Origin of the sequence: Methylosinus sporium, assembly GCF_003113265.1 — a bacterium.
Taxonomy (GTDB): Bacteria; Pseudomonadota; Alphaproteobacteria; order Rhizobiales; family Beijerinckiaceae; genus Methylosinus; species Methylosinus sporium.
This window is the reverse complement of sequence record NZ_PUIV01000001.1, coordinates 202,901-222,363: the sequence shown is the minus strand read 5'-3', so window position 1 is coordinate 222,363 and position 19,463 is coordinate 202,901. Positions and strand designations below refer to the sequence as shown.

The following is a 19,463-nucleotide window of genomic DNA, read 5'->3' as shown; positions in this document are numbered from 1 at the left end:
GGCTTGCTCGCCGCCTGCCGAATTGCTAGATTGAAGCGCGGATGGCTGGCGGGGTTTCCCTTCCAGCCTCTCCGTATTTGAAACACCCTGGGTATTTTCGATCGGGCCGCGCCGGCCGGTTCTCTCGCCAGAACTCTCGTTTCCTCCATGGTTCCGCTCACGCGGCGGGAGGAGACCTCCGATCGAAGACGCCCGATCCGCAACGCCAACCTCAAGCCGGCGCCGCGCCCGAAAGGGCATTCCAGGAGAACTCATGTCAACTGCCGCTGAGCGCGCCCCGTCGCGCGAGGACTTTGCCGCCCTGCTCGAAGAAAGCTACGGAGAAAACGAAGCTTTCGAGGGTTCCGTCATCAAGGGCCGCGTGGTCGCCATCGAGAAAGACGTCGCCGTCATCGATGTGGGCCTCAAGACCGAAGGGCGCGTCGCCCTCAAGGAATTCACCGGCTTCGGCCGCGACCCGGCCCCCAAAGTGGGCGAAGAGGTCGAGGTCTATCTCGAGCGCATCGAGAACGCGCTCGGCGAGGCCGTCATCTCGCGCGACAAGGCGCGCCGCGAGGAGAGCTGGGTCAAGCTCGAGAAGGCCTTCGAAAGCAATGAGAAGGTCGAGGGCGTCATCTTCAATCAGGTCAAGGGCGGCTTCACCGTCGATCTCGACGGCGCCGTGGCCTTCCTGCCGCGTTCGCAGGTGGACATTCGTCCGATCCGCGACGTCGGCCCGCTGCTGAATGTGCCGCAGCCCTTCCATATTCTCAAAATGGATCGCCGCCGCGGCAATATCGTCGTCTCTCGCCGCACCGTGCTCGAGGAGAGCCGCGCCGAGCAGCGTCACGAGATCGTGGCCAACCTCGAAGAGGGGCAGGTCATCGAGGGCGTCGTCAAGAACATCACCGATTACGGCGCCTTCGTCGATCTCGGCGGCATCGACGGCCTGCTGCATGTCACCGACGTGGCCTGGCGCCGCGTCAATCATCCGAGCGAGGTTCTGTCCATCGGCCAGACCGTGCGCGTGAAGATCATCAAGATCAATCACGAGACGCACCGCATCTCGCTCGGCATGAAGCAGCTGCTGGAAGATCCGTGGCAGGGCATCGAGGCCAAATATCCGATCGGCGCCAAGTTCCACGGCCGCGTGACCAATATCACCGACTACGGCGCCTTCGTGGAGCTGGAGCCGGGGATCGAGGGCCTCGTCCACGTCTCGGAAATGTCCTGGACGAAGAAGAATGTGCATCCCGGCAAGATCGTCTCGACGAGCCAGGAAGTCGACGTTCAGGTGCTCGAGGTCGATCCGGTCAAGCGCCGCATCTCGCTCGGCCTCAAGCAGACGCTGCAAAATCCGTGGGAGGCTTTCGCCGAGAAGCATCCGCAGGGCTCGACCGTCTCCGGCGAGGTCAAGAACAAGACCGAGTTCGGTCTCTTCATCGGCCTCGACGGCGATGTGGACGGCATGGTCCATCTCTCCGATCTCGACTGGAACCGCCCCGGCGAGCAGGTCATCGAAGAGTATAAGAAGGGCGACGTCATCACCGCTCAGGTGCTCGACGTCGACATCGAGAAGGAGCGCATCTCGCTCGGCGTGAAGCAGCTCGCCAATGATCCTTTCGCCTCGGTCGCCGAAGAGGGCGCTGGTGGCGAGGTGAAGAAGGGCGCTGTCGTCACCACCGAGGTGATCGAGGTGAAGGAAGCCGGTCTCGAGGTGAAGATCACCGGCACCGATCTCACCACCTTCATCAAGCGCAACGAGCTGGCGCGCGACCGCGCCGACCAGCGTCCCGAGCGCTTCGCCGTCGGCGAGAAGATCGACGCGCGCGTCACTTTGTTCGACCGCAAGGCGCGCAAGGTGGCGGTGTCGATCAAGGCGCTGGAAGTGGCCGAGGAGAAGGAGGCGATCGCCCAATATGGCTCCGCCGATTCGGGCGCCTCGCTCGGCGACATTCTCGGCGCGGCCCTCAAGGCCCGCGAAGAAGCGCCGAAGAAGTAACATTACGCAAAGACCCTTCTCCCACTCGTGGGAGAAGGCGGCCCTCGCGTCAGCGAGGGTCGGATGAGGGTCCTTCGCGTCTCGTGGAAATCACGAGGACACGACGGATGCAAAGAATAGGCGAATGCCGCGTCGGACCCTCATCCGACCCGGCCAAAAGCCCGTCGCTCGCGACGGGCGTCCTCGCGGACGCCCTTATGGCCGGGCCACCTTCTCCCACGAGTGGGAGAAGGAAGCGCCCTTCCTCTCGAGTCGGCTCACTCCGCCGCCGTCTTCAGCTCCTCGACCCGCGCGACATCCAATCCGCGGAAGATCGCACAGCGCTGGAACACGGCGATGTCGGGCGAGACTTGCTTCTGATGGCAGAATTTCGCCGTCAGCTTGGCGAGGCCCTTGATGTCGCGGCCCGTCGCAAAGGGGAAGACGGTGACGAGATCGTCGATCAGCGCATCGGCGAGCTTCAGCTCGAACTGATCCGACATCACGCGCCAGATGCGGCGCTTCGCGTCATCATCCGGAGGGCTGTATTTGATGAGCGCGATGCAGCGGGAAACGATCGCCTCGTCGATATCGTCGACGCGATTGGTCGTCAGGAACAGCAGGCCGTTGAAATATTCCAGCACGCGCAGGAACACGCCGACCACGGCGTTCATGGCGATATTGTCGTCGCGCCGCTTGATGTAGACGTCGGCCTCGTCGATCAGCATCACCGCGCCCCAGCGTTGCGCGCGGGTGAGGATTTCCTTCAGCGCGGTTTCCATCGTCGCGACATTGAGGCCGAGCTGGCCGGAATGCACGCGATAGAGAGGCCGCTGAATGATCTCTGAATAGACTTCCGCGGTAAGGGTTTTGCCGACGCCGGGCGGGCCGGCGCAGAGCACTGTGGTGCCGCCCGACTTGCCGGCGACGATATCGTCCATCAGCACGTCCATCTCGGCGGTCAGAATGTCGATGAGATCGGTCTGCTCGGCGGGCAGCACCAGCTTCTGCTTCAGCGCGGGCTTATATTCATAGAGCTTCATCTCGTCGACATGCACCCACACATGGTGATGCAGATCGAGATGGAACATCAGAATGTAAGGATGCACCGGAATGCGCTTGAACAAATGTTCCGGAATCTGCTGCTGCATCACCGCGAGCTCGTCCTCGACGGTGAACTTATTGCTCTTCGACGCTTTGCGGATGAAATTGCCGAGCACGTCGCCGGGCGATTCCAGCGTCAGGCTGCGCGCCGAGAGAATGGCCTCGTCATTGACGAGACGCGCGTCGCCGCCGCTGGTCGACAGCACCACGACATCCTTGCGCGACCAATCCGTGTCGCGATGCGAGGCGTTGGGGTCCTCGGCGTGAAAGCCGGTGCCGCGGCCGGTGAACTGCTGGCCATAGCGGCCGCGCCAGTCGAAATAGGTCTCGGTCGCCGCGTCGAAGGCTTCGACCAGCTCCGGCGTCTCGCGAATATAGCCCTTGGCGGCGAGGATCTCGTTGATCGTGCGTCCCGCGACCTCCGCCGCCATGATGCGAATGGCGTTGGTGGTCAGCACGCCCTTGGCGTTGGATTTCAGCTCGATCATCACCTTGCCCGCCTCGTCGTTGGAGGCCGGCACATAGTCGAAGCGGGTGATGACGTAAGGCAGAGGCTTGGAGGCGACGCTCGCCGTGAACAGCCAGCCGCGTATGGCGTCGGCGGTCAGATAACGCACCATCGCCGGCAGCACCTGCTCGAGCTCATTGGCCTCGAAGCGCTTGCCGCCGGCCTTCAGCGCGTCGCGCAGAGTCGCGAGCTGCGCGGCGCGGGCGCGCATGTCCGGGCCGGCTGCGCGATAGAGCTCCTCGAGAAAGGTCAGCTCCTCGTCGGAGAGATGGGCGAAGTCGATTTCGACCCTGTCGCTGAAGCGCAATTGCTCGGCGAGCCCGGCGCGAGCCGGGAATCGCGCCATCAGCGCTTCGACATATTGGCGTTCGATCTGAATATTCATCGCCGCTCTCGTCTGTCATCGGGATAGGGGGGAAGCGTCAGAATGCGCGTGTCTTCGACAGGCCCTCCGACGGTGAAGTGGTAGACGTCCTGGAACTGCATATCGCCCGGCGTCAGGCCCAGAAGCTCATGGACCGTGTCGTCGAAGAAGCAGCCGATGCCGGTGCCGGCGATCCCCGCCGCGGTGGCCCAGAGATAGAGAGCCTGGCCGATGAGGCCGGCCTCGAAATGCAGGCGCCGATAGGCGAAGGCCCCGTCGGCCGCGAGCGCGCGGTCGAATTCGGCGATCATCGCGACGCTGAAGCAGCCCTTGCCGGAAATGGGCTGCAGACAGGCGAGCTTGGTCGCCTCTTTTTCCACCGAGCCCGCATAGAGCCGATAGAGCGGCAGACCTTCCAGCTCGACCAGCGCCCATTCGAAGTCCTTGCGCGCGGCGTCGCGCAGCCGCGCGGCGACATCGCTGTCGCGTTGCAGCGCATAGAGGCCGGGCTCCAGACCATCGACGCGATGCATGAAGAGAATGAGCGTGATCGCCGCGCCCCAGGGGAAGGCGGAGAGCAAAGTGGATTCGCTCGGCAGCGTCGAGGCGATGAGCGCGGCGAAGGCCGCGCGCGAGATGGAGGTGGTTCCGTCCATCTTCTGCGCGCTGCGGCGCTTGCGCACGGCGGCGCCGATGGAGACGCCTTCGAAGGACGGCGCCGGCCATTGCGCGCGAATCGGCGCCGGGGGCTTCGGCTGGCGCGGCTTGCGGCAGAACTGCCCGGCGAGATCGATGATCGGCCAGCCGTCGTGATCCTCGCTCAGCCGATTGGCCTGGCCGCGAAACTCGTGCGGCGCATCGATCAGCGCGAAAAGGTCGAGCGGCGTCGCCGGCCCCGGCTCGGTCGCGATCCACATCAGCAGATCGGGATGCTCCGGCTCGCGTCTGTGCCAGGCGTCGTCGCGATCGAGGCCGATGAGCGCGGCGATCTCGCCGTCGGACGGATCGGCCAGCGCCTGCGCCCGCCAGCCGAGCGCGGCGGCGGCCTGGGCGACGGCGCCGATCGCATGGCCGGCGTCGAGCTGGCAATAGCGAAAGGCGCGCTCGCCATATTTCCACGCCTCGCGCCAGGGAATGGAGGAGAGGGCGAGCAGAAAGCCGCCCTTGGGCAGCACGCGCGGCGCCGCATAGGTCGCGCGCTCCTCGAGCGCGTGCAGCAGCGGCGCATAATGATAGAGAGCGGCGCTCCCGCCGAGCCCCTCAACCGCATCCAGCAGCACATAGCTTTCGGTGGGATGCAGATTGCCGGAGGAGGGATTGTTGCGCAGCGCCCAGGTCGAGCCCTCATAGCTCTTCCAGGCGCTTATGCCGAAGGAAAGCTCGAGGAACAGGCCGAGCGCCCGAAGATCGAGCGCCGCCGGCTGCGGCGCAGGGCCTGGGAAGGCCGGGGTCTCTTCGATGATCGGCAGCGGCGTCTGCCGCACGCCTTCGAAGAGGCGGAAGGGCGAGGGCTGCGACGTCCAATCGAGAAAGCCCGGCCCCATCGCATAGCGGTTCGGCGCATGTTTTGTGCGACGATGGTAGCCGCGAATGTCCGTCGGCATGGTGTCGCGATCGTCGAAGCTCATCTCGTCTCCCGCTCCCCGTCGCTGGAGGCGGGGAAGGTATGGATTTTGATTGTCGGCCGCTCGACCGGAGCCCGACCCGTAGCCCATGGGATTCAAGGATCGTGCCTTGTTCGCTGCGCCGCAAAAAAATGACCGAATCACGTAAAATCAGCATGTTATAAAAATTAAGCCGTATCATTCGAGGAACGGCTCAGACAAAAGGAGCCTGTGAATGTCGCAAATCGTCGAAGTCGCCGCCGCCGAGCATCGGCATTTTGGCGCATTGGTGACGATTCGCATGGGGGAGCAGCCGGTGCGGCGACTGACCCCCAATGAGGCCGGCATTCTCTCGCGGGCGTTGAAGGCGGTCGCCGATGGCGCCAGCCTCGAGAAGCAAATTTTCATGAGCCCCATCGCCAGCGATCACGAATTCGAGGCGCTGGCGCATCCGGAGGGGGTCGCGGTGAAGGCTCCAGGCTGCCCGGATGTTTTTCTGGATTGGATAGAGACGCGCGCTCTGGCCGAGGCGCTGGCGAAGCTGGCGGGCTGAGCGGGCTGCATTTTTCCTCTTGCGTCCTCATGCTTGCAACCCGAGACGAAGGCGCGTATTTTCATGAGCAGATCGGCGAAGCGCCGACGAGACCGAGGAACTGAACTTGGCGGCAATGGCCTCCATCACGAAAGACGCGGCGCGCTCCTCGGCGCGTGATGCCGCACGTCTTCTTTCGAGCCTGCTGCTTCTTAGTCGCCCCTGAACGCCCCCAGGGCCGCCCGGCCCAGGCATTCAGGGGACTGCCGAGCTAAGACGAAACGAGAGCGCCCGCAGAGCGGGCCGAGCAGTTCAGGACGATATCATGACCGACAATAACGCTTCCGCCACTCGCGACGCCGATCGCGTCGTCATTTTCGACACGACTTTGCGCGACGGCGAGCAATCGCCCGGCGCCTCCATGACCTTCGAGGAGAAGCTCGAGGTCGCCGATATTCTGGACGAGCTGGGCGTCGATATCATCGAGGCCGGCTTCCCCATCGCCAGCCAGGGTGATTTCGAATCGGTTTTCGAGATCGCCAAGCGCGTGAAGAACGCCACTATCGCCGGCTTGGCCCGGGCCGCCGCCAAGGACATAGACCGCTGCGCCGAGGCGCTGCGTCACGCTCGCAACGCGCGCATCCACACCTTCATCTCCACCTCGCCCGTCCATATGAAATACAAGCTCCAGATGGAGCCGGAAAAAGTATTGGAGATGATCGCGTCTTCCGTCTCGCGGGCGCGCAATCATGTCGCGGACGTCGAATGGTCGGCCGAGGACGGCACGCGCACGGAACATGATTTCCTGTGCCGCTGCGTGGAGACGGCGATCAATGCCGGCGCGACGACGATCAATATTCCGGACACGGTCGGCTATTCGACGCCGCAGGAATATGAGGCGCTGTTCCGCATGGTGCGCGAGCGCGTGCCCAATGCCGACAAGGCGATCTTCTCGGTCCATTGCCATGACGATCTCGGCCTCGCGGTCGCCAATTCGCTGGCCGGCGTGCGCGGCGGCGCGCGGCAGATCGAATGCACCATCAATGGCATAGGCGAGCGCGCCGGCAACGCCGCTCTGGAAGAAGTGGTGATGGCGACGCGCACGCGCCCCGATGCGCTGCCCTTCCGCACCAATATCGACGCCGAGCTGCTGACGCGCGCGTCGAAACTCGTCTCGGCGGTGACGTCATTCCCGGTGCAATATAATAAGGCCATCGTCGGCCGGAACGCCTTCGCGCATGAGAGCGGCATCCATCAGGATGGTATGCTCAAAAATGCGCATACCTACGAAATCATGACGCCGGAGAGCGTCGGCGTGTCCAAGACCTCGCTGGTGATGGGCAAGCATTCCGGCCGCCACGCCTTCAAGGAGAAGCTCAAAGAGCTGGGCTATGAGCTGGGCGAGAATGCGCTGGAGGACGCCTTCAAGCGCTTCAAGGATTTGGCCGATCGCAAGAAGCTCGTCTATGACGAGGACATCGTGGCTCTGGTCGACGACGAGATCGTGACCGCCAATGACCATATCAAGGTCGCGGCGCTCACCGTCATCGCCGGCACCGCCGGCCCGCAGACGGCGGCGCTGACCCTGGACATAGACGGCGAGAAGAAAACGCATCAGGCGACCGGCAATGGTCCCGTCGACGCCATCTTCAACGCCATCAAAGCGCTGGCGCCGCATGAGGCCGCGCTCGAATTGTTCCAGGTCCATGCCGTAACGCAAGGCACCGACGCCCAAGCGGAAGTCTCTGTGCGTCTTTCGGAGGACGGCAAATCGGTGACGGGCCGCGGCGCCGATCCGGATACGCTGGTCGCCTCGGCGCGCGCTTACGTGGCGGCGCTGAACCGGCTGATGGTCAAGCGCGCCAAGACCAAGCCCGAGGCGATGAAGGCCGGGTGAGCGCCGCGCCGACGGGCGGCTCGGACGCCGAGCGGGGCGCGGCTTCGCGTTCCATTCGGCGCCGGGCCAGCGCGATCGCAATGGCGCTCCGGAGGCAATTTTTTTGGTGGCGGGCGCTTAGGGGAAAAAACATTCCGAGTTGAGGCCATGCACCAATTGCCGGGACGCGGTTCCGCGGCGATATTGCGCCCGACACAACTTAGACTTGTGTCAATCGGCCCTATGCTACCGTGCCTCGTGAGAGTTCACGGAGATGCGGGCCATTTTTGGAAAATACAAAATTTTTAAAGATTCAAAATCGGAGTGAGACATGTCGAATACCCTCCAAGAGGTCAGCAAGGAACACGCGGACGCTCTCGCCATTCTGTCGAAAACCGCGCTCGATCAGGAAATCGCCCGCAGCGAAGCGGCGGGGAAGCAAAACGCCGCGATCGGGACCCTGCTGCGATCTCAGCCGGAGTCCAAATGCGGATGCCAACCCAAAGTGCAAGCTTGCGGCTATTTCTGCATCAGCGCGAGCCCCTGCGCCTGCGGGCCGGGCAATATCGTCGTGACCGCCGGCCCGATGGCCATCGGCAACCGGAACGTCACCTTCACCGGGACGGGCGCCAACTTCCAGCCCGACGGGATCAATATGTCGAATGTGTATTTCTCGGGACAGCTGCCCCCGGCCGAGAGCCTGGTGGGGGTGCAGGTGCGCCTGCATATCGAGATCACCCCCTATTCGGGGACGATCTATGTCTATGAGAATTTTACGCCGGTCGGAACGCTGATCGCGGCCACGCAATATGCCGGTTGGCAGGGAGCGCGGAATTTCTCGGGCGACGTGTACGGCTACTTCTATCTGTCGTGATCGCCGCCGCCGCCCATCAGGTCGGTGAAGGCGAAGCGATCGCGGCGTTGCCGCGAACTCGTTCGGGTGACGACTTACGTCACCCGAACGAAGCCGTTTCACGACCGAAGACAGAGGGCGCGCCGAAGCGCGAGCGACGGCGCGCCCACGCCGCCGCTCCAGACGAAAAGGCAGGTTTTTTCCAATAGCCGTACGGCATGGAATTTCCTACAAGACGCGAAATGCCCGGTTCGCTCTCTGCGAGGAATTCCCATGCCGTCGCTCGACAGTTTCAAATCCCTCGAGACGCTAAAGGTCGGAGACGACACCTATCACTTTTTCTCGCTGAAGGCGGCCGAGGCCAATGGCCTCGAGGGCGTCTCGCGACTGCCCTATTCCCTGCGCGTGCTGCTCGAGAATCTGTTGCGCAACGAGGATGGCCGCTCCGTCACCAAGGAGAATATCGAAGGCTTCTCCAAATGGCTGACCGAGAAGGGCAAGGCCGAGCGTGAGATCGCCTTCCGCCCGGCCCGCGTGCTGATGCAGGATTTCACCGGCGTTCCCGCCGTCGTCGATCTCGCGGCGATGCGTGACGCTTTCGTCGCGCTCGGCGGCGATCCGCAGAAGATCAATCCGCTCGTGCCGGTCGATCTCGTCATCGATCATTCGGTCATCGTCGACGAATTCGGCACTAGAAAAGCGCTCGAGGCCAATGTCGAGCTCGAATATGAGCGCAATGGCGAGCGCTATCGCTTTTTGAAATGGGGCCAATCCTCCTTCGACAATTTCCGCGTCGTGCCGCCCGGCACGGGCATTTGTCATCAGGTCAATCTCGAATATCTCGCCCAGACCGTCTGGACGAAAAAAGAGAAGACCCGCAACGTCGATGGCAAGAAGGAGACGATCGAATACGCCTATCCCGACACGCTCGTCGGCACCGATTCGCACACGACCATGGTGAACGGTCTCGCCGTGCTCGGCTGGGGCGTCGGCGGCATCGAGGCAGAGGCGGCCATGCTGGGCCAGCCGCTTTCGATGCTCATTCCCGAGGTCGTCGGTTTCGAGCTGACGGGCGAGCCGAAGGAGGGCGTCACCGCCACCGACATCGTGCTCACCGTCACGCAAATGCTGCGCAAGAAGGGCGTGGTCGGCAAATTCGTCGAATTCTTCGGCAAGGGGCTGCCGCATCTCTCGCTCGCCGATCGCGCGACCATCGCCAATATGGCGCCGGAATATGGAGCGACCTGCGGCTTCTTCCCCGTGGACGAGGAGACGCTGGATTATTTGAAAATGTCCGGCCGCTCCAATTCACGCATCGATCTCGTCGAGGCCTACGCCAAGGCGCAAGGGCTCTTCCGCGAGGCCGACACGCCCGATCCGGAATTCACCGACACCATTTCGCTCGATCTTTCGACCGTCGTTCCGTCCCTCGCCGGTCCGAAGCGCCCGGAGGGTCGCGTCGCGCTTGAGGATGTGGGAACCGCTTTCGCGAGCGCGCTCGCGACCGAATATAAAAAGCCCGGCGATGTGACGCAGCGCTTCTCGGTCGAGGGTACGAATTACGATCTCGGCCATGGTGATGTGGTGATCGCGGCGATCACCTCCTGCACCAACACCTCGAATCCGAGCGTGCTGATCGGCGCCGGTCTGCTCGCCGCCGCCGCCCATGAGCGCGGGCTCAAGGTGAAGCCCTGGGTGAAGACCTCGCTCGCGCCGGGAAGCCGCGTCGTCGCCGAATATCTCGACAAGGCCGGCCTGCAGAAGGATCTCGACAAGCTCGGCTTCAATCTCGTCGGCTTCGGCTGCACCACCTGCATCGGCAATTCCGGCCCGCTGCCGGCGCCCGTCTCCAAGACGATCAACGATCATGACATCGTCGCGGCGGCGGTGCTGTCGGGCAATCGCAATTTCGAGGGCCGCGTCAATCCGGATGTGCAGGCGAACTACCTCGCCTCGCCGCCGCTCGTCGTCGCCTTCGCGCTGGCGGGCTCTGTGGCCAAGGATCTGACCAAGGAGCCGCTCGGCCATGACAAGAAGGGCGAGCCAGTCTTCTTGCGCGACATCTGGCCGAGCAACGCCGACATTCAGAAATATATCCGCAAGAATGTGACGCGCTCTCTGTTCCGCGACACTTATTCGGATGTCTTCGAGGGCGACAAGCATTGGCGCAAGGTCGATGCGCCGTCCGGCGAGACCTATAAATGGTCGGGCGGCTCCACCTATGTGCGCAACCCGCCCTATTTCGAGGGGCTGACCAAAGAGCCCAAGCCGATTCAGGATATCGTCGAGGCGCGGATTCTCGCCCTCTTCGGCGACAAGATCACCACCGACCACATCTCGCCGGCGGGCTCGATCAAAGCCGCCTCGCCTGCGGGACACTGGCTCACCGAGCGCCAGGTCTCGCCGGCGGACTTCAACCAATATGGCACGCGCCGCGGCAATCACGAGGTGATGATGCGCGGCACTTTCGCCAATATCCGCATCAAGAACCATATTCTGCGCGACGAGGCCGGCAATACGCCGGAAGGCGGGAACACCAAGCATTTCCCCGATGGCGAGACGCTCTCCATCTATGACGCCGCGGCGAAATACGCCGAGGAGGGCGCGCCGCTGGTCGTCTTCGCCGGGGCCGAATATGGCAATGGCTCCTCGCGCGATTGGGCGGCCAAGGGCACAATGCTGCTCGGCGTGCGCGCCGTCATTGCCCAGAGCTTCGAGCGCATCCACCGCTCCAATCTCGTCGGCATGGGCATTCTGCCTCTGACCTTCGAGGCCGGGACGAGCTGGGCCTCGCTCGGCCTCACCGGCGCGGAGAAGGTGACGATCCGCGGTCTCGCCGGCGACACGCTGACCCCGCGCCAGACGCTGCACGCCGAGATCGTCTATCCCGACGGCAAGGTGACGAGCGTCCCGCTGCTGGCGCGCATCGATACGCTGGACGAGCTCGAATATTTCAAGAATGGCGGCATTCTGCCTTATGTGCTGAGGCAGCTCGCAGACTGATACGCCGCTCTTCCTTCTCCCACTCGTGGGAGAAGGAAGAGCGCGAATGCGCGACGGATGGGCCTTTCGGCGCGCAACTTGCTTCCCGCGATAGCGGAGGCGCGCGATGAAATTCTATATGACGCCGGGGTCCTGCTCGACCGGAATTCACATTCTGCTCGAGGAGATCGGCCTCGTCTTCGAGGCCTATATCCTCAATCTGCCGCGGGGCGATCATCTCGAGCCGGAATATCTGGCCATCAACCCGCATGGCACGATACCGACGCTGGTGCGCGACGACGGCACGGCGCTCTGCGATTTTGTCTCGATCGCGACATGGCTCGCCGAGACCTATCCGCGCCGCAAGCTGCTGCCCGAGGACCCCGCCGGCAAGGAGCGGGCGATGGAAGCGCTCAATTTCGCGACGCGCTACATTCATGGCGAGGGCTTCCGCCGCGTCTTCACGCCGGAGCGCTACGCCGTCGCGGGCGACATAGAGGCGGTGAAGGCGCAGGGGCGCGAGATCGTCGCCGAGGCGCTGCTGAAAGTGAACGGCGACCTCGACGGCGAGAGCTACGCCGTCGGCGCCTTCTCGATCGCCGACGCGGGCCTGTTCTATGTGGAGTTCTGGGCCGACAAGATCGGCATGGAGCTGCCGGTCAATTGCCGCGCGCATTACGAGCTGATGAAGACGCGGCCCGCTGTGCGGCAGGTGCTGGCCGAGGAAGGCTATCGCTGAGCTTCTGCCTTTGCGCGCGACAACTTGCCGCAGGAGAGCCTTCGAGGGCTCCTTGACCCTTCGCGGCCGCTCCCCTAGCGTGGCCTCTCGCAGCTCGGAGTAGGCGGCCCGTGCAAGTCGAGACCCTTTCGATCTTCAGAATGGCGAGAGCCGTCGTCGGCATGATGACGGTTGCTGTCCTTCTGTCGCAGATCGTGGCCATCGGCTTCGCGACCGGGGCGATGGCCCAGGACGGCGCGTTCGGCGTCGTCTGCGTCACCGCTCGGCCGGGTTCTCCCTCCTCCGACACCGCGCCTGTCGAGAAGCATGTCGGCCCTTGCTGTATGCTCCATTGCAGCTCGGCGGCGGAGATCGATGGCTCCGATGCGGTGGTCATCGTCCTCGCTTTCGACTTCCCTGCGGCCTCTCCCCCGGTCTTCGACGATCGGACGGCCGTGGCTGCCGCTGCGCCGCCGGAATTGCGGCCCCTCTCGCCGCGCGCGCCACCCGCCGCCTTCGCCTGATCCCATTGTGACATCGGGGACGCGTTTCGTCGTCTCCGAGCCGGGAACAGGCCGCGTCTGACGATCGAAGCGCCTCTCGCCGCCGATCGCGACGCCTGAAAGCGGGTTTGGAGAGCGATCGACTCTTCCCCGTCCTTCAATCGATGAATTTCCGCCTGTGTCTCGCCGAGCGATCGCGCGTCTCGAACGCGTGGGCTCGCAGGCTCATCAGGCGATCCCATCGGCGTAACGCCCATAGATTGGCGCGCGCCTCTCCTCTTCACTCGGAAGCTCTCCTCCGAGTGGGGCTCCCAACTTTCAACCCCGCCCGATGACGATGGTCTCGGGCGGGTCTTTTTTTGGCAGGGGAGGGGGGAAAATCAGGCCGCGGCGGCGGTGACACGATTGCGGCCGCCGCTCTTCGACTCGTAGAGCGCCTTGTCGGCGCGGCGCAGCAGCGCCTCGGCGTTGGCGTCCTTGCCGCGCTCGGCGATGCCGATCGAGGTCGTCACCGGAATGGCGCGGCCGTTCCGGTCGATGCAGAATGGCTCGGACTGTATGGCGGCGCGCACGCGCTCGGCCACTTTGGCGGCGACGACGAGGGGCGTGTCCGGCATGACGATGACGAATTCCTCGCCGCCGAGCCGGCAGATGAGATCGGCGCTGCGCACCACGCGCTTCATGCGTTGCGCGAAATGCTTCAGCACCTCGTCGCCGGCGTCATGGCCGTGGGTGTCGTTGACCGATTTGAAGTGATCGATGTCGAGCATCATCAGCGTCAGCGCGCGGCCTTTGTGGGCGGCCTGGTCGAGCAGAGCGGCGAGATGCGTCTCGAGATAGCGCCGGTTGTTGAGGCCGGTCAGCGAATCGACGGCGGCGAGCTCGATGGCGGCCTGCAGATCGGACCGCAGGCTGTCGGCGTAGCGCTTGCGGCGCAGCTGGCTGCGCACGCGGGCGACCAGCTCGTTGCGGTCGATCGGACGCAGAATATAATCATTCACGCCGAGATCGAGCCCTCGCAATACGCGATTGCGGTCGTCGGTCTCGGCTATGACGAGAATGGGCAGCGCGCGCGTGCGCTCGAGCGAGCGAATCTGGCTGCAGAAGCGCAGCGCGTCGAAGCCATTGAGGTCGAGGCTGACGGCGATGAGGTCGAAATCGCCCTCCGCGGCGCGGAACAGCGCGTCCTGCGGATCGGAGACGATCGTCACCTCATGCTGATCGCGCAGCGCCATCGTGATGCGCTCGGCCGAGCTGCCGCGATCCTCGAGCACGAGAATGCGGCCGTTCTTGCCGGCGTCGGCCATTGCGCGCGCGCCCTTGTCGCCGAGGCCGAGGCTGGCGGAGGTGTCGGCGCGGGCGCGCAGCTCGTCGAGCATCACCTTGAGGCGGGCGAGCGAGCGGACCCGTGCGATGAGCGCGATCTCGTCGACGGGCTTGGTGAGGAAGTCGTCGGCGCCGGCCTCGAGGCCGCGCAGCCGGTCGGCCGGCTGATCGAGCGCCGTGACCATCACCACCGGGATATGCGCGGTGACAGGATCCGCCTTGAGACGCCGGCACACTTCGAAGCCGTCCATGCCGGGCATCATGACGTCGAGCAGCACGATGTCGCAGCGTTCCTCGCGGCAGAGCGCGATCGCCTCCGGCCCATTGGTCGCCGAGAGGACGTCGAAATATTCGGCGGTCAGCCGCGCCTCGAGCAATTTGATGTTGGGCAAAAGATCGTCGACGATCAGAATGCGTGCGGTCATGACGCTCGGCCTCTCACCTGTCCACCAAAAAAGCGTTCACTGTTTCCAAAAAGCGGGCCACGGAGATCGGCTTCGAGAGATAGGCCTCGCAGCCGCCCTGGCGAATTTTCTCCTCATCGCCCTTCATCGCGAAGGCGGTGATGGCGATGATCGGGATGGAGCGCAGCTGCTCGTCGTCCTTGAGCCAGCGCGTGACCTCGAGCCCGGAGATTTCCGGCAGCTGAATGTCCATCAAAATGAGGTCCGGCGAGTGGCTGCGCGCCAGCGCGATCGCCTCGACGCCGCTCTTTGTCTGCAGCGTCGAATGCCCATTGGCCTCGAGGAGATCGTTGAAGAGCTTCATGTTGAGCTCATTATCCTCTACGATGAGGACTGTTTTCGGCATTGGCTGCGACTCTCGCGATTCTGCTCTCGTTTCGGCGCGGCGCGCGCCCATTGGCGTCTCGTTCCCGAAGGCGGCGGCGGAAGGTTCCGTCTCGTCTCGAAATCGAAAGCCGGTGCATTCGAAGACGATCTCGCCTTCGGGTTAGCAGATGAAGATTGATGAAATGAAAATCGAAAAGACTAGACACCGTCTCGGTGGCGAAAAGCGGGCAGCTGCGCCATCGAAATCGGAAGCCCGATCTATGGCTTTGCGATCATTGGTCTTTCTGGCTGCGGATGATGATCGCATGGGTCGCTTTCTGGCGCTCACCGGCGTCGATCCTGGCGATATTCGCGCGCTGATGGGCGAGGAAGGCTTTCAGATCGCTCTGCTCGCGCATATTTGCGGCGACGAGTCGCTGCTCATCGATTTCGCCAGCGGAGAAAATATTTCGCCCGAGAGCGTCGTCGCGGCGCTGGCGGCGCTATCCGGCCCCATAATGGATTGAGGCGCGCGAAAGCGGCGCAATAAAGTCGAAAGTGCCGAACGTCGCCGTTTTTCGTCAGGATTGCCCATCATCGAGGCTATCGGCGCCCGCTTTGGCGACGATTCCATCCTGGAAGGATTGCACGCCAGAGACGCCGATCGCTCCCACAATATCGCCGCGATAGACGAGCGGCAGGCCGCCTTCCACCGCCGTGATCCCGGGCAGGCTGAGCATGGCGACGCGTCCGCCGGCGACGATGTCCTCGAGCGCCTTGCTCGGACGCTTGAACAAAGCCGCTGTGCGCGCCTTCTGCGTCGCGATCTCGGCGGAGGCGGGCTGCGTTCCGTCGATGCGCTGCAAAAGCACGAGATGACCGCCCTCGTCCACGATGGCGATGACGACGCTCCAGCCATTCTTGGCCGCTTCCGCCTCGGCCGTGGCGGCGACATGTCTGGCGTCGGCGAGAGTGAGAGCGAATCTGGTCTTCATCGTTTGGGAGTCCTCTTCTTCGCAACCGCAGCGAGCGCCGCTCTTGCACGTCGGCGCCTGCTCGAATAGGGAGGTTACGAGCACGACACGGCCGGGACGCGCAAGCCGGTCGCAGCGCCGAGCCGCAGTTTCGGCAATTTAGTGAGACCGCATGTCCCTCCTCATGCCGCTGCCCGAGCAGGCGATAATGGCGCGCCGCGAGGAGCTGATCGCGCGCCTCCGCGCCATTCTGCCCGCAGCCAATGTCATCGCGGACGAAACCGCGCGCCGCGCCTATGAATGCGATGCGCTGGTCATGTATCGCGCTCTGCCGCTGGTCGTGGCGCTGCCGGAGACGGTGGCGCAGGTGAGCGCGATCATGGCGCTGGCGCAAGAGATGAGTGTGAAAGTGGTGCCGCGCGGCGCCGGCACCTCGCTCTCCGGCGGCGCGCTGCCGCTCGAGGACGGCATTCTGCTCGGAATGTCCAAGTTCAATCGCATATTGGAGGTGGATTTCGAGAATCGCTGCGCGCGCGTGCAGCCCGGCGTGCAAAATCTCGCCATTTCGAAAGCCGTCGAATATGCGGGCTTCTATTACGCGCCCGATCCCTCCTCACAGATCGCCTGCACCATAGGCGGCAATGTCGGAGAGAACGCCGGCGGCGTGCATTGCCTGAAATATGGGCTGACCACCAACAACATACTCGGCCTCGAGATGGTGCTGATGGGCGGCGAGGTGCTGCGCCTCGGCGGCAAGCATCTGGACAGCGAGCTCTATGATCTCATGGGGCTGATGACGGGCTCGGAAGGGCTGCTCGGCGTGGTGACGGAAGTGACGGTGCGGCTGCTGCAAAAGCCGGTTTCCGCCCGCGGCCTGCTGCTCGCTTTTCCCACAGTGGAGGCCGGCGCGCGCTGTGTCGGCGCCATTATCGCGCATGGCATTATTCCGGGCGGGCTCGAGATGATGGACGCCGCCACCATTGGCGCTGTCGAGAATTTCCAGCCCTGCGGCTATCCGCTCGACGCCGGCGCCATCGTCATCGTGGAACTGGACGGCACGCCGGCCGAGGTCGATCATCTCGTCGCCGTCGTCGAGAGCATCGCTCGCGATGAAGGCGCAACGCAGACGCGCGTCTCGCAGAACGAGGCGGAGCGGCTACGCTTCTGGGCCGGACGCAAGAACGCTTTTCCGGCGGTGAGCTGCATCGGCCCGGATTATCTCTGCATGGACGGCACGATCCCGCGCGGCCGGCTGCCGGAGGTGCTCACGCGCATGGACGGACTGGCGAAGTTTCACGGGCTTCGCGTCGCCAATGTGTTCCACGCCGGAGACGGCAATCTGCATCCGCTCATTCTCTATGACGCCTCCAAGGAGGGCGATATCGAACGGGCCGAAAAGCTCGGCGCCGATATTCTCCGCCTCTGCGTCGAAGTCGGCGGCGTGCTGACCGGCGAGCATGGCGTCGGCGTCGAGAAGCGCGATCTGATGGGCGAGATGTTCGACGAGACTGATCTGGCGCAGCAGCAGCGGGTCAAATGCGCCTTCGATCCGCAGCACAGGCTCAATCCGGGAAAAGTGTTTCCGACTCTACATCGCTGCGCCGAACTCGGCATGATGCATGTGCAGAGCGGCAAGCTGCCGTTCCCAGAGCTGCCGAGGTTTTGAGCGCGATGAATGCCGGTTTTCAACCATCTCCGTGCGCGCTCCTTCTCCCGCCGAGCGGGAGAAGGAGGGGCTGTCAGATGAAATGGATTCATTCATCATCTTACGGCAAAGCCTTTGACAAACGGACCGATCGCCTTCATGAGATGAATAAATCTCATCCATGAGAGGCGGCGATGCGGGCTCTGCCCTCGCTTGTGTCCTTGAGGGCTTTCGAGGCGGCCGCGCGGCGGGAGAGCTTCAAGCTCGCCGCCGCCGAGCTCGGCGTCACGCCGACGGCGATCAGCCATCAGATCAAGGGCCTCGAAACCGAGCTCGGCCTGCGTCTCTTCACGCGCAAGGCGCGCGAGGTCGCGCTGACGCCGCGAGGGCTGGCGCTCTATCTCGATCTGCGCGTCGCCTTCGATTCCATGGCCGAGGCGGTGGATCGCGCGCGCCGGCCGACCGAGCGCAAGCAGGCGGCGACCCTCTCTGCGACTGTCGCCTTCACCTCGCGAGCGCTGGCGCCGCGCGCGGAATCCTTCCGCGGCCGCAATCCCGGCTGGGACTTGCGGCTGCACGCCTCCGACCGGCCGGCCAATCTGCGCGCCGGCGAGGCGGACGCCGCGATTCGCTGCGGCGTCGGCCACTATTCCGGCCAGGTGGCGACGCCGCTGTTCACCGATCGCTATGCGCCCGTATGCAGCCCGCGTCTCGACATACGCCGCCCCAAGCATCTCGCCGGGGCGACGCTCATTCACCGCGAATGGGGCCCGCACGCCAATGGCCCGCGCCTGCCGAGCTGGCGCCGCTGGGCCGACGAGCGCGGCGCCAAGAGCTTCGACCCGGAACTCGGAATCGTCGTCGCGGACGAGGAGAGCGCCATTCGCGCCGCGGTCGCCGGTCGAGGCGTGGCGCTGGCCAGCCTGTCGCTGGTCGCCGCCGAACTCGCCTCCGGCGCGCTGACGCAGCCCTTCGGCCCCGTGCTCGACGGGTTGCAATATGACTTCGTCCACCCGCTCGGCGCGGAGGACCGTCCGGCGGTCGCCGCGCTCAAAGACTGGGCCGTCGCCGAATTCGCGACCGAGCCGGCAAAGGCCGCGCTCGGCTGAATCGGCTGCGCGACGTCAATAGCCGAAGGGGCTCGTCATCGGCGCGGATTGCCAGCTCTTCACGCTCGAGGTGATGGAGCGATAGCGCTGGCTCGGCCCATAGGCGAGCGCATGGGAGCGGTGCGGCCGATGCAGCTTCGCCACCTGGGCGCGATGCGTCTTATGCGCCGCATAGCGCGTGGGCGACGAGCCGGTGATGGAAATCTGCGCGCCTTCCTCTTGCACGAGCTTATAGAGCGTCGCGGCGTTGGCCGGCGAGATGCGCACGCAGCCATGCGAGGCGGGGCGGCCGAGCGCGCCGGTCGCATTGGTGCCGTGGATCGCATAGCCGCCGTTGAAGAAGATCGAATGCGGCATGGGCGAATTGTGATATTTGCGCGAATAATGCATTTTTTGCAGGCTGGTCGGCGAATAGACGCCGCGCGGCGTCACATAGCCCGCGCGCGCCGTCGAGACAGGCCAGCTATGGGAGCCTTTGGAGGACTCGACCTGCATTCTCTGGGTCGAGAGATCGATATGGATTTGCACGGTCGCCTGAGCCGCGCCGATCGATGCGAACAGCGCGACGAGAACGAGCCCGAGGGCTTTGAAACAACGCATCACAACACTCCCCACGAACACGAGACACATGCCGC

General features: G+C 64.1%; 16 protein-coding genes. 10 read left to right on the top strand and 6 right to left on the bottom strand.

Annotated features, from left to right (window positions below; translation table 11 throughout):
* Nucleotides 1–253: 253 nt before the first annotated feature.
* Nucleotides 254–1,981 (top strand): 30S ribosomal protein S1, encoded by a 1,728-nt coding sequence (gene rpsA / locus C5689_RS01040; RefSeq protein ID WP_108915405.1) that lies wholly within the window; start codon nucleotides 254–256, stop codon nucleotides 1,979–1,981.
* A 257-nt stretch (nucleotides 1,982–2,238) separates the two neighbouring features.
* Here the strand turns inward: rpsA and C5689_RS01035 are convergent, their stop codons facing one another.
* Together C5689_RS01035 and C5689_RS01030 are read right to left on the bottom strand one after the other, a co-directional pair.
* Nucleotides 2,239–3,957: an AAA family ATPase gene (locus tag C5689_RS01035; RefSeq protein ID WP_108915404.1), complete on the bottom strand. Its 1,719-nt coding sequence runs from the start codon at nucleotides 3,955–3,957 to the stop codon at nucleotides 2,239–2,241.
* On the bottom strand, nucleotides 3,954–5,564 hold the full coding sequence (locus C5689_RS01030) for a SagB/ThcOx family dehydrogenase (RefSeq protein ID WP_167398667.1): 1,611 nt from the start codon (nucleotides 5,562–5,564) through the stop codon (nucleotides 3,954–3,956). Before C5689_RS01030 ends, C5689_RS01035 begins: the two co-directional genes overlap by 4 nt.
* 211 nt (nucleotides 5,565–5,775) lie before the next feature.
* Here C5689_RS01030 and C5689_RS01025 point away from each other — a divergent pair, with 211 nt between their 5' ends.
* The 6 genes from C5689_RS01025 (at nucleotide 5,776) to C5689_RS01000 (ending at nucleotide 13,025) form a co-directional block, all read left to right on the top strand.
* Nucleotides 5,776–6,093 carry a hypothetical protein gene (locus C5689_RS01025; protein WP_108915403.1) on the top strand — a complete coding sequence of 106 codons (318 nt, stop codon included), beginning with the start codon at nucleotides 5,776–5,778 and terminating at the stop codon, nucleotides 6,091–6,093.
* Between the two features lie 304 nt (nucleotides 6,094–6,397).
* Nucleotides 6,398–7,969, top strand: coding sequence for a 2-isopropylmalate synthase (locus C5689_RS01020; protein ID WP_108915402.1), 1,572 nt, complete (start codon nucleotides 6,398–6,400; stop codon nucleotides 7,967–7,969).
* A 310-nt stretch (nucleotides 7,970–8,279) separates the two neighbouring features.
* Nucleotides 8,280–8,822 carry a hypothetical protein gene (locus tag C5689_RS01015; protein WP_108915401.1) on the top strand — a complete coding sequence of 181 codons (543 nt, stop codon included), beginning with the start codon at nucleotides 8,280–8,282 and terminating at the stop codon, nucleotides 8,820–8,822.
* Between the two features lie 252 nt (nucleotides 8,823–9,074).
* The gene (gene acnA / locus C5689_RS01010) at nucleotides 9,075–11,804 is read left to right on the top strand and encodes an aconitate hydratase AcnA (RefSeq protein WP_108915400.1); all 2,730 of its coding nucleotides are present in this window, start codon (nucleotides 9,075–9,077) and stop codon (nucleotides 11,802–11,804) included.
* Between the two features lie 106 nt (nucleotides 11,805–11,910).
* Nucleotides 11,911–12,522: a glutathione S-transferase family protein gene (locus C5689_RS01005; RefSeq protein WP_108915399.1), complete on the top strand. Its 612-nt coding sequence runs from the start codon at nucleotides 11,911–11,913 to the stop codon at nucleotides 12,520–12,522.
* A gap of 140 nt (nucleotides 12,523–12,662) precedes the next feature.
* A complete protein-coding gene (locus C5689_RS01000; RefSeq protein WP_108915398.1) occupies nucleotides 12,663–13,025 on the top strand; it encodes a hypothetical protein in 363 nt (120 codons plus the stop codon).
* Nucleotides 13,026–13,384: 359 nt separating this feature from the next.
* Here C5689_RS01000 and C5689_RS00995 read toward each other — a convergent pair whose 3' ends face one another.
* Both C5689_RS00995 and C5689_RS00990 read right to left on the bottom strand, forming a co-directional pair.
* Nucleotides 13,385–14,755, bottom strand: a complete 1,371-nt coding sequence (locus tag C5689_RS00995) for a PleD family two-component system response regulator (RefSeq protein WP_108915397.1) — start codon at nucleotides 14,753–14,755, stop codon at nucleotides 13,385–13,387.
* A gap of 13 nt (nucleotides 14,756–14,768) precedes the next feature.
* Nucleotides 14,769–15,140 (bottom strand): response regulator, encoded by a 372-nt coding sequence (locus C5689_RS00990; RefSeq protein ID WP_108915396.1) that lies wholly within the window; start codon nucleotides 15,138–15,140, stop codon nucleotides 14,769–14,771.
* Between the two features lie 148 nt (nucleotides 15,141–15,288).
* Here C5689_RS00990 and C5689_RS18925 point away from each other — a divergent pair, with 148 nt between their 5' ends.
* Complete coding sequence (locus C5689_RS18925) at nucleotides 15,289–15,627, top strand: DUF3572 domain-containing protein (RefSeq protein WP_108915395.1); 339 nt, start codon at nucleotides 15,289–15,291, stop codon at nucleotides 15,625–15,627.
* A gap of 54 nt (nucleotides 15,628–15,681) precedes the next feature.
* Here C5689_RS18925 and C5689_RS00980 read toward each other — a convergent pair whose 3' ends face one another.
* Nucleotides 15,682–16,095: a GlcG/HbpS family heme-binding protein gene (locus tag C5689_RS00980; RefSeq protein ID WP_108915394.1), complete on the bottom strand. Its 414-nt coding sequence runs from the start codon at nucleotides 16,093–16,095 to the stop codon at nucleotides 15,682–15,684.
* 151 nt (nucleotides 16,096–16,246) lie between these two features.
* On the opposite strand from C5689_RS00980, the gene C5689_RS00975 reads away from it, so the two are divergent.
* Entirely contained in the window at nucleotides 16,247–17,740 is a 1,494-nt protein-coding gene (locus C5689_RS00975; protein ID WP_108915393.1) for an FAD-linked oxidase C-terminal domain-containing protein, read from the top strand.
* Nucleotides 17,741–17,913: 173 nt separating this feature from the next.
* The gene (locus tag C5689_RS00970; RefSeq protein ID WP_167398666.1) at nucleotides 17,914–18,828 is read left to right on the top strand and encodes a LysR substrate-binding domain-containing protein; all 915 of its coding nucleotides are present in this window, start codon (nucleotides 17,914–17,916) and stop codon (nucleotides 18,826–18,828) included.
* A gap of 15 nt (nucleotides 18,829–18,843) precedes the next feature.
* On the opposite strand, the gene C5689_RS00965 is transcribed toward C5689_RS00970, so the two are convergent.
* Nucleotides 18,844–19,428, bottom strand: a complete 585-nt coding sequence (locus C5689_RS00965) for a L,D-transpeptidase (protein WP_108915392.1) — start codon at nucleotides 19,426–19,428, stop codon at nucleotides 18,844–18,846.
* Between the last annotated feature and the right edge of the window lie 35 nt (nucleotides 19,429–19,463).

Coding starts and splice junctions, on each gene's coding strand:
- C5689_RS00965 (WP_108915392.1), bottom strand. CDS start 19,428: ATGCGTTGTTTCAAAGCCCTCGGGCTCGTTCTCGTCGCGCTGTTCGCA.
- C5689_RS00995 (WP_108915397.1), bottom strand. CDS start 14,755: ATGACCGCACGCATTCTGATCGTCGACGATCTTTTGCCCAACATCAAA.
- C5689_RS18925 (WP_108915395.1), top strand. CDS start 15,289: ATGAAGATTGATGAAATGAAAATCGAAAAGACTAGACACCGTCTCGGT.
- C5689_RS00970 (WP_167398666.1), top strand. CDS start 17,914: ATGCGGGCTCTGCCCTCGCTTGTGTCCTTGAGGGCTTTCGAGGCGGCC.
- C5689_RS00975 (WP_108915393.1), top strand. CDS start 16,247: ATGTCCCTCCTCATGCCGCTGCCCGAGCAGGCGATAATGGCGCGCCGC.
- C5689_RS01035 (WP_108915404.1), bottom strand. CDS start 3,957: ATGAATATTCAGATCGAACGCCAATATGTCGAAGCGCTGATGGCGCGA.
- C5689_RS01000 (WP_108915398.1), top strand. CDS start 12,663: ATGGCGAGAGCCGTCGTCGGCATGATGACGGTTGCTGTCCTTCTGTCG.
- C5689_RS01025 (WP_108915403.1), top strand. CDS start 5,776: ATGTCGCAAATCGTCGAAGTCGCCGCCGCCGAGCATCGGCATTTTGGC.
- C5689_RS01020 (WP_108915402.1), top strand. CDS start 6,398: ATGACCGACAATAACGCTTCCGCCACTCGCGACGCCGATCGCGTCGTC.
- C5689_RS00980 (WP_108915394.1), bottom strand. CDS start 16,095: ATGAAGACCAGATTCGCTCTCACTCTCGCCGACGCCAGACATGTCGCC.
- C5689_RS01030 (WP_167398667.1), bottom strand. CDS start 5,564: ATGAGCTTCGACGATCGCGACACCATGCCGACGGACATTCGCGGCTAC.
- C5689_RS01015 (WP_108915401.1), top strand. CDS start 8,280: ATGTCGAATACCCTCCAAGAGGTCAGCAAGGAACACGCGGACGCTCTC.
- acnA (WP_108915400.1), top strand. CDS start 9,075: ATGCCGTCGCTCGACAGTTTCAAATCCCTCGAGACGCTAAAGGTCGGA.
- rpsA (WP_108915405.1), top strand. CDS start 254: ATGTCAACTGCCGCTGAGCGCGCCCCGTCGCGCGAGGACTTTGCCGCC.
- C5689_RS00990 (WP_108915396.1), bottom strand. CDS start 15,140: ATGCCGAAAACAGTCCTCATCGTAGAGGATAATGAGCTCAACATGAAG.
- C5689_RS01005 (WP_108915399.1), top strand. CDS start 11,911: ATGAAATTCTATATGACGCCGGGGTCCTGCTCGACCGGAATTCACATT.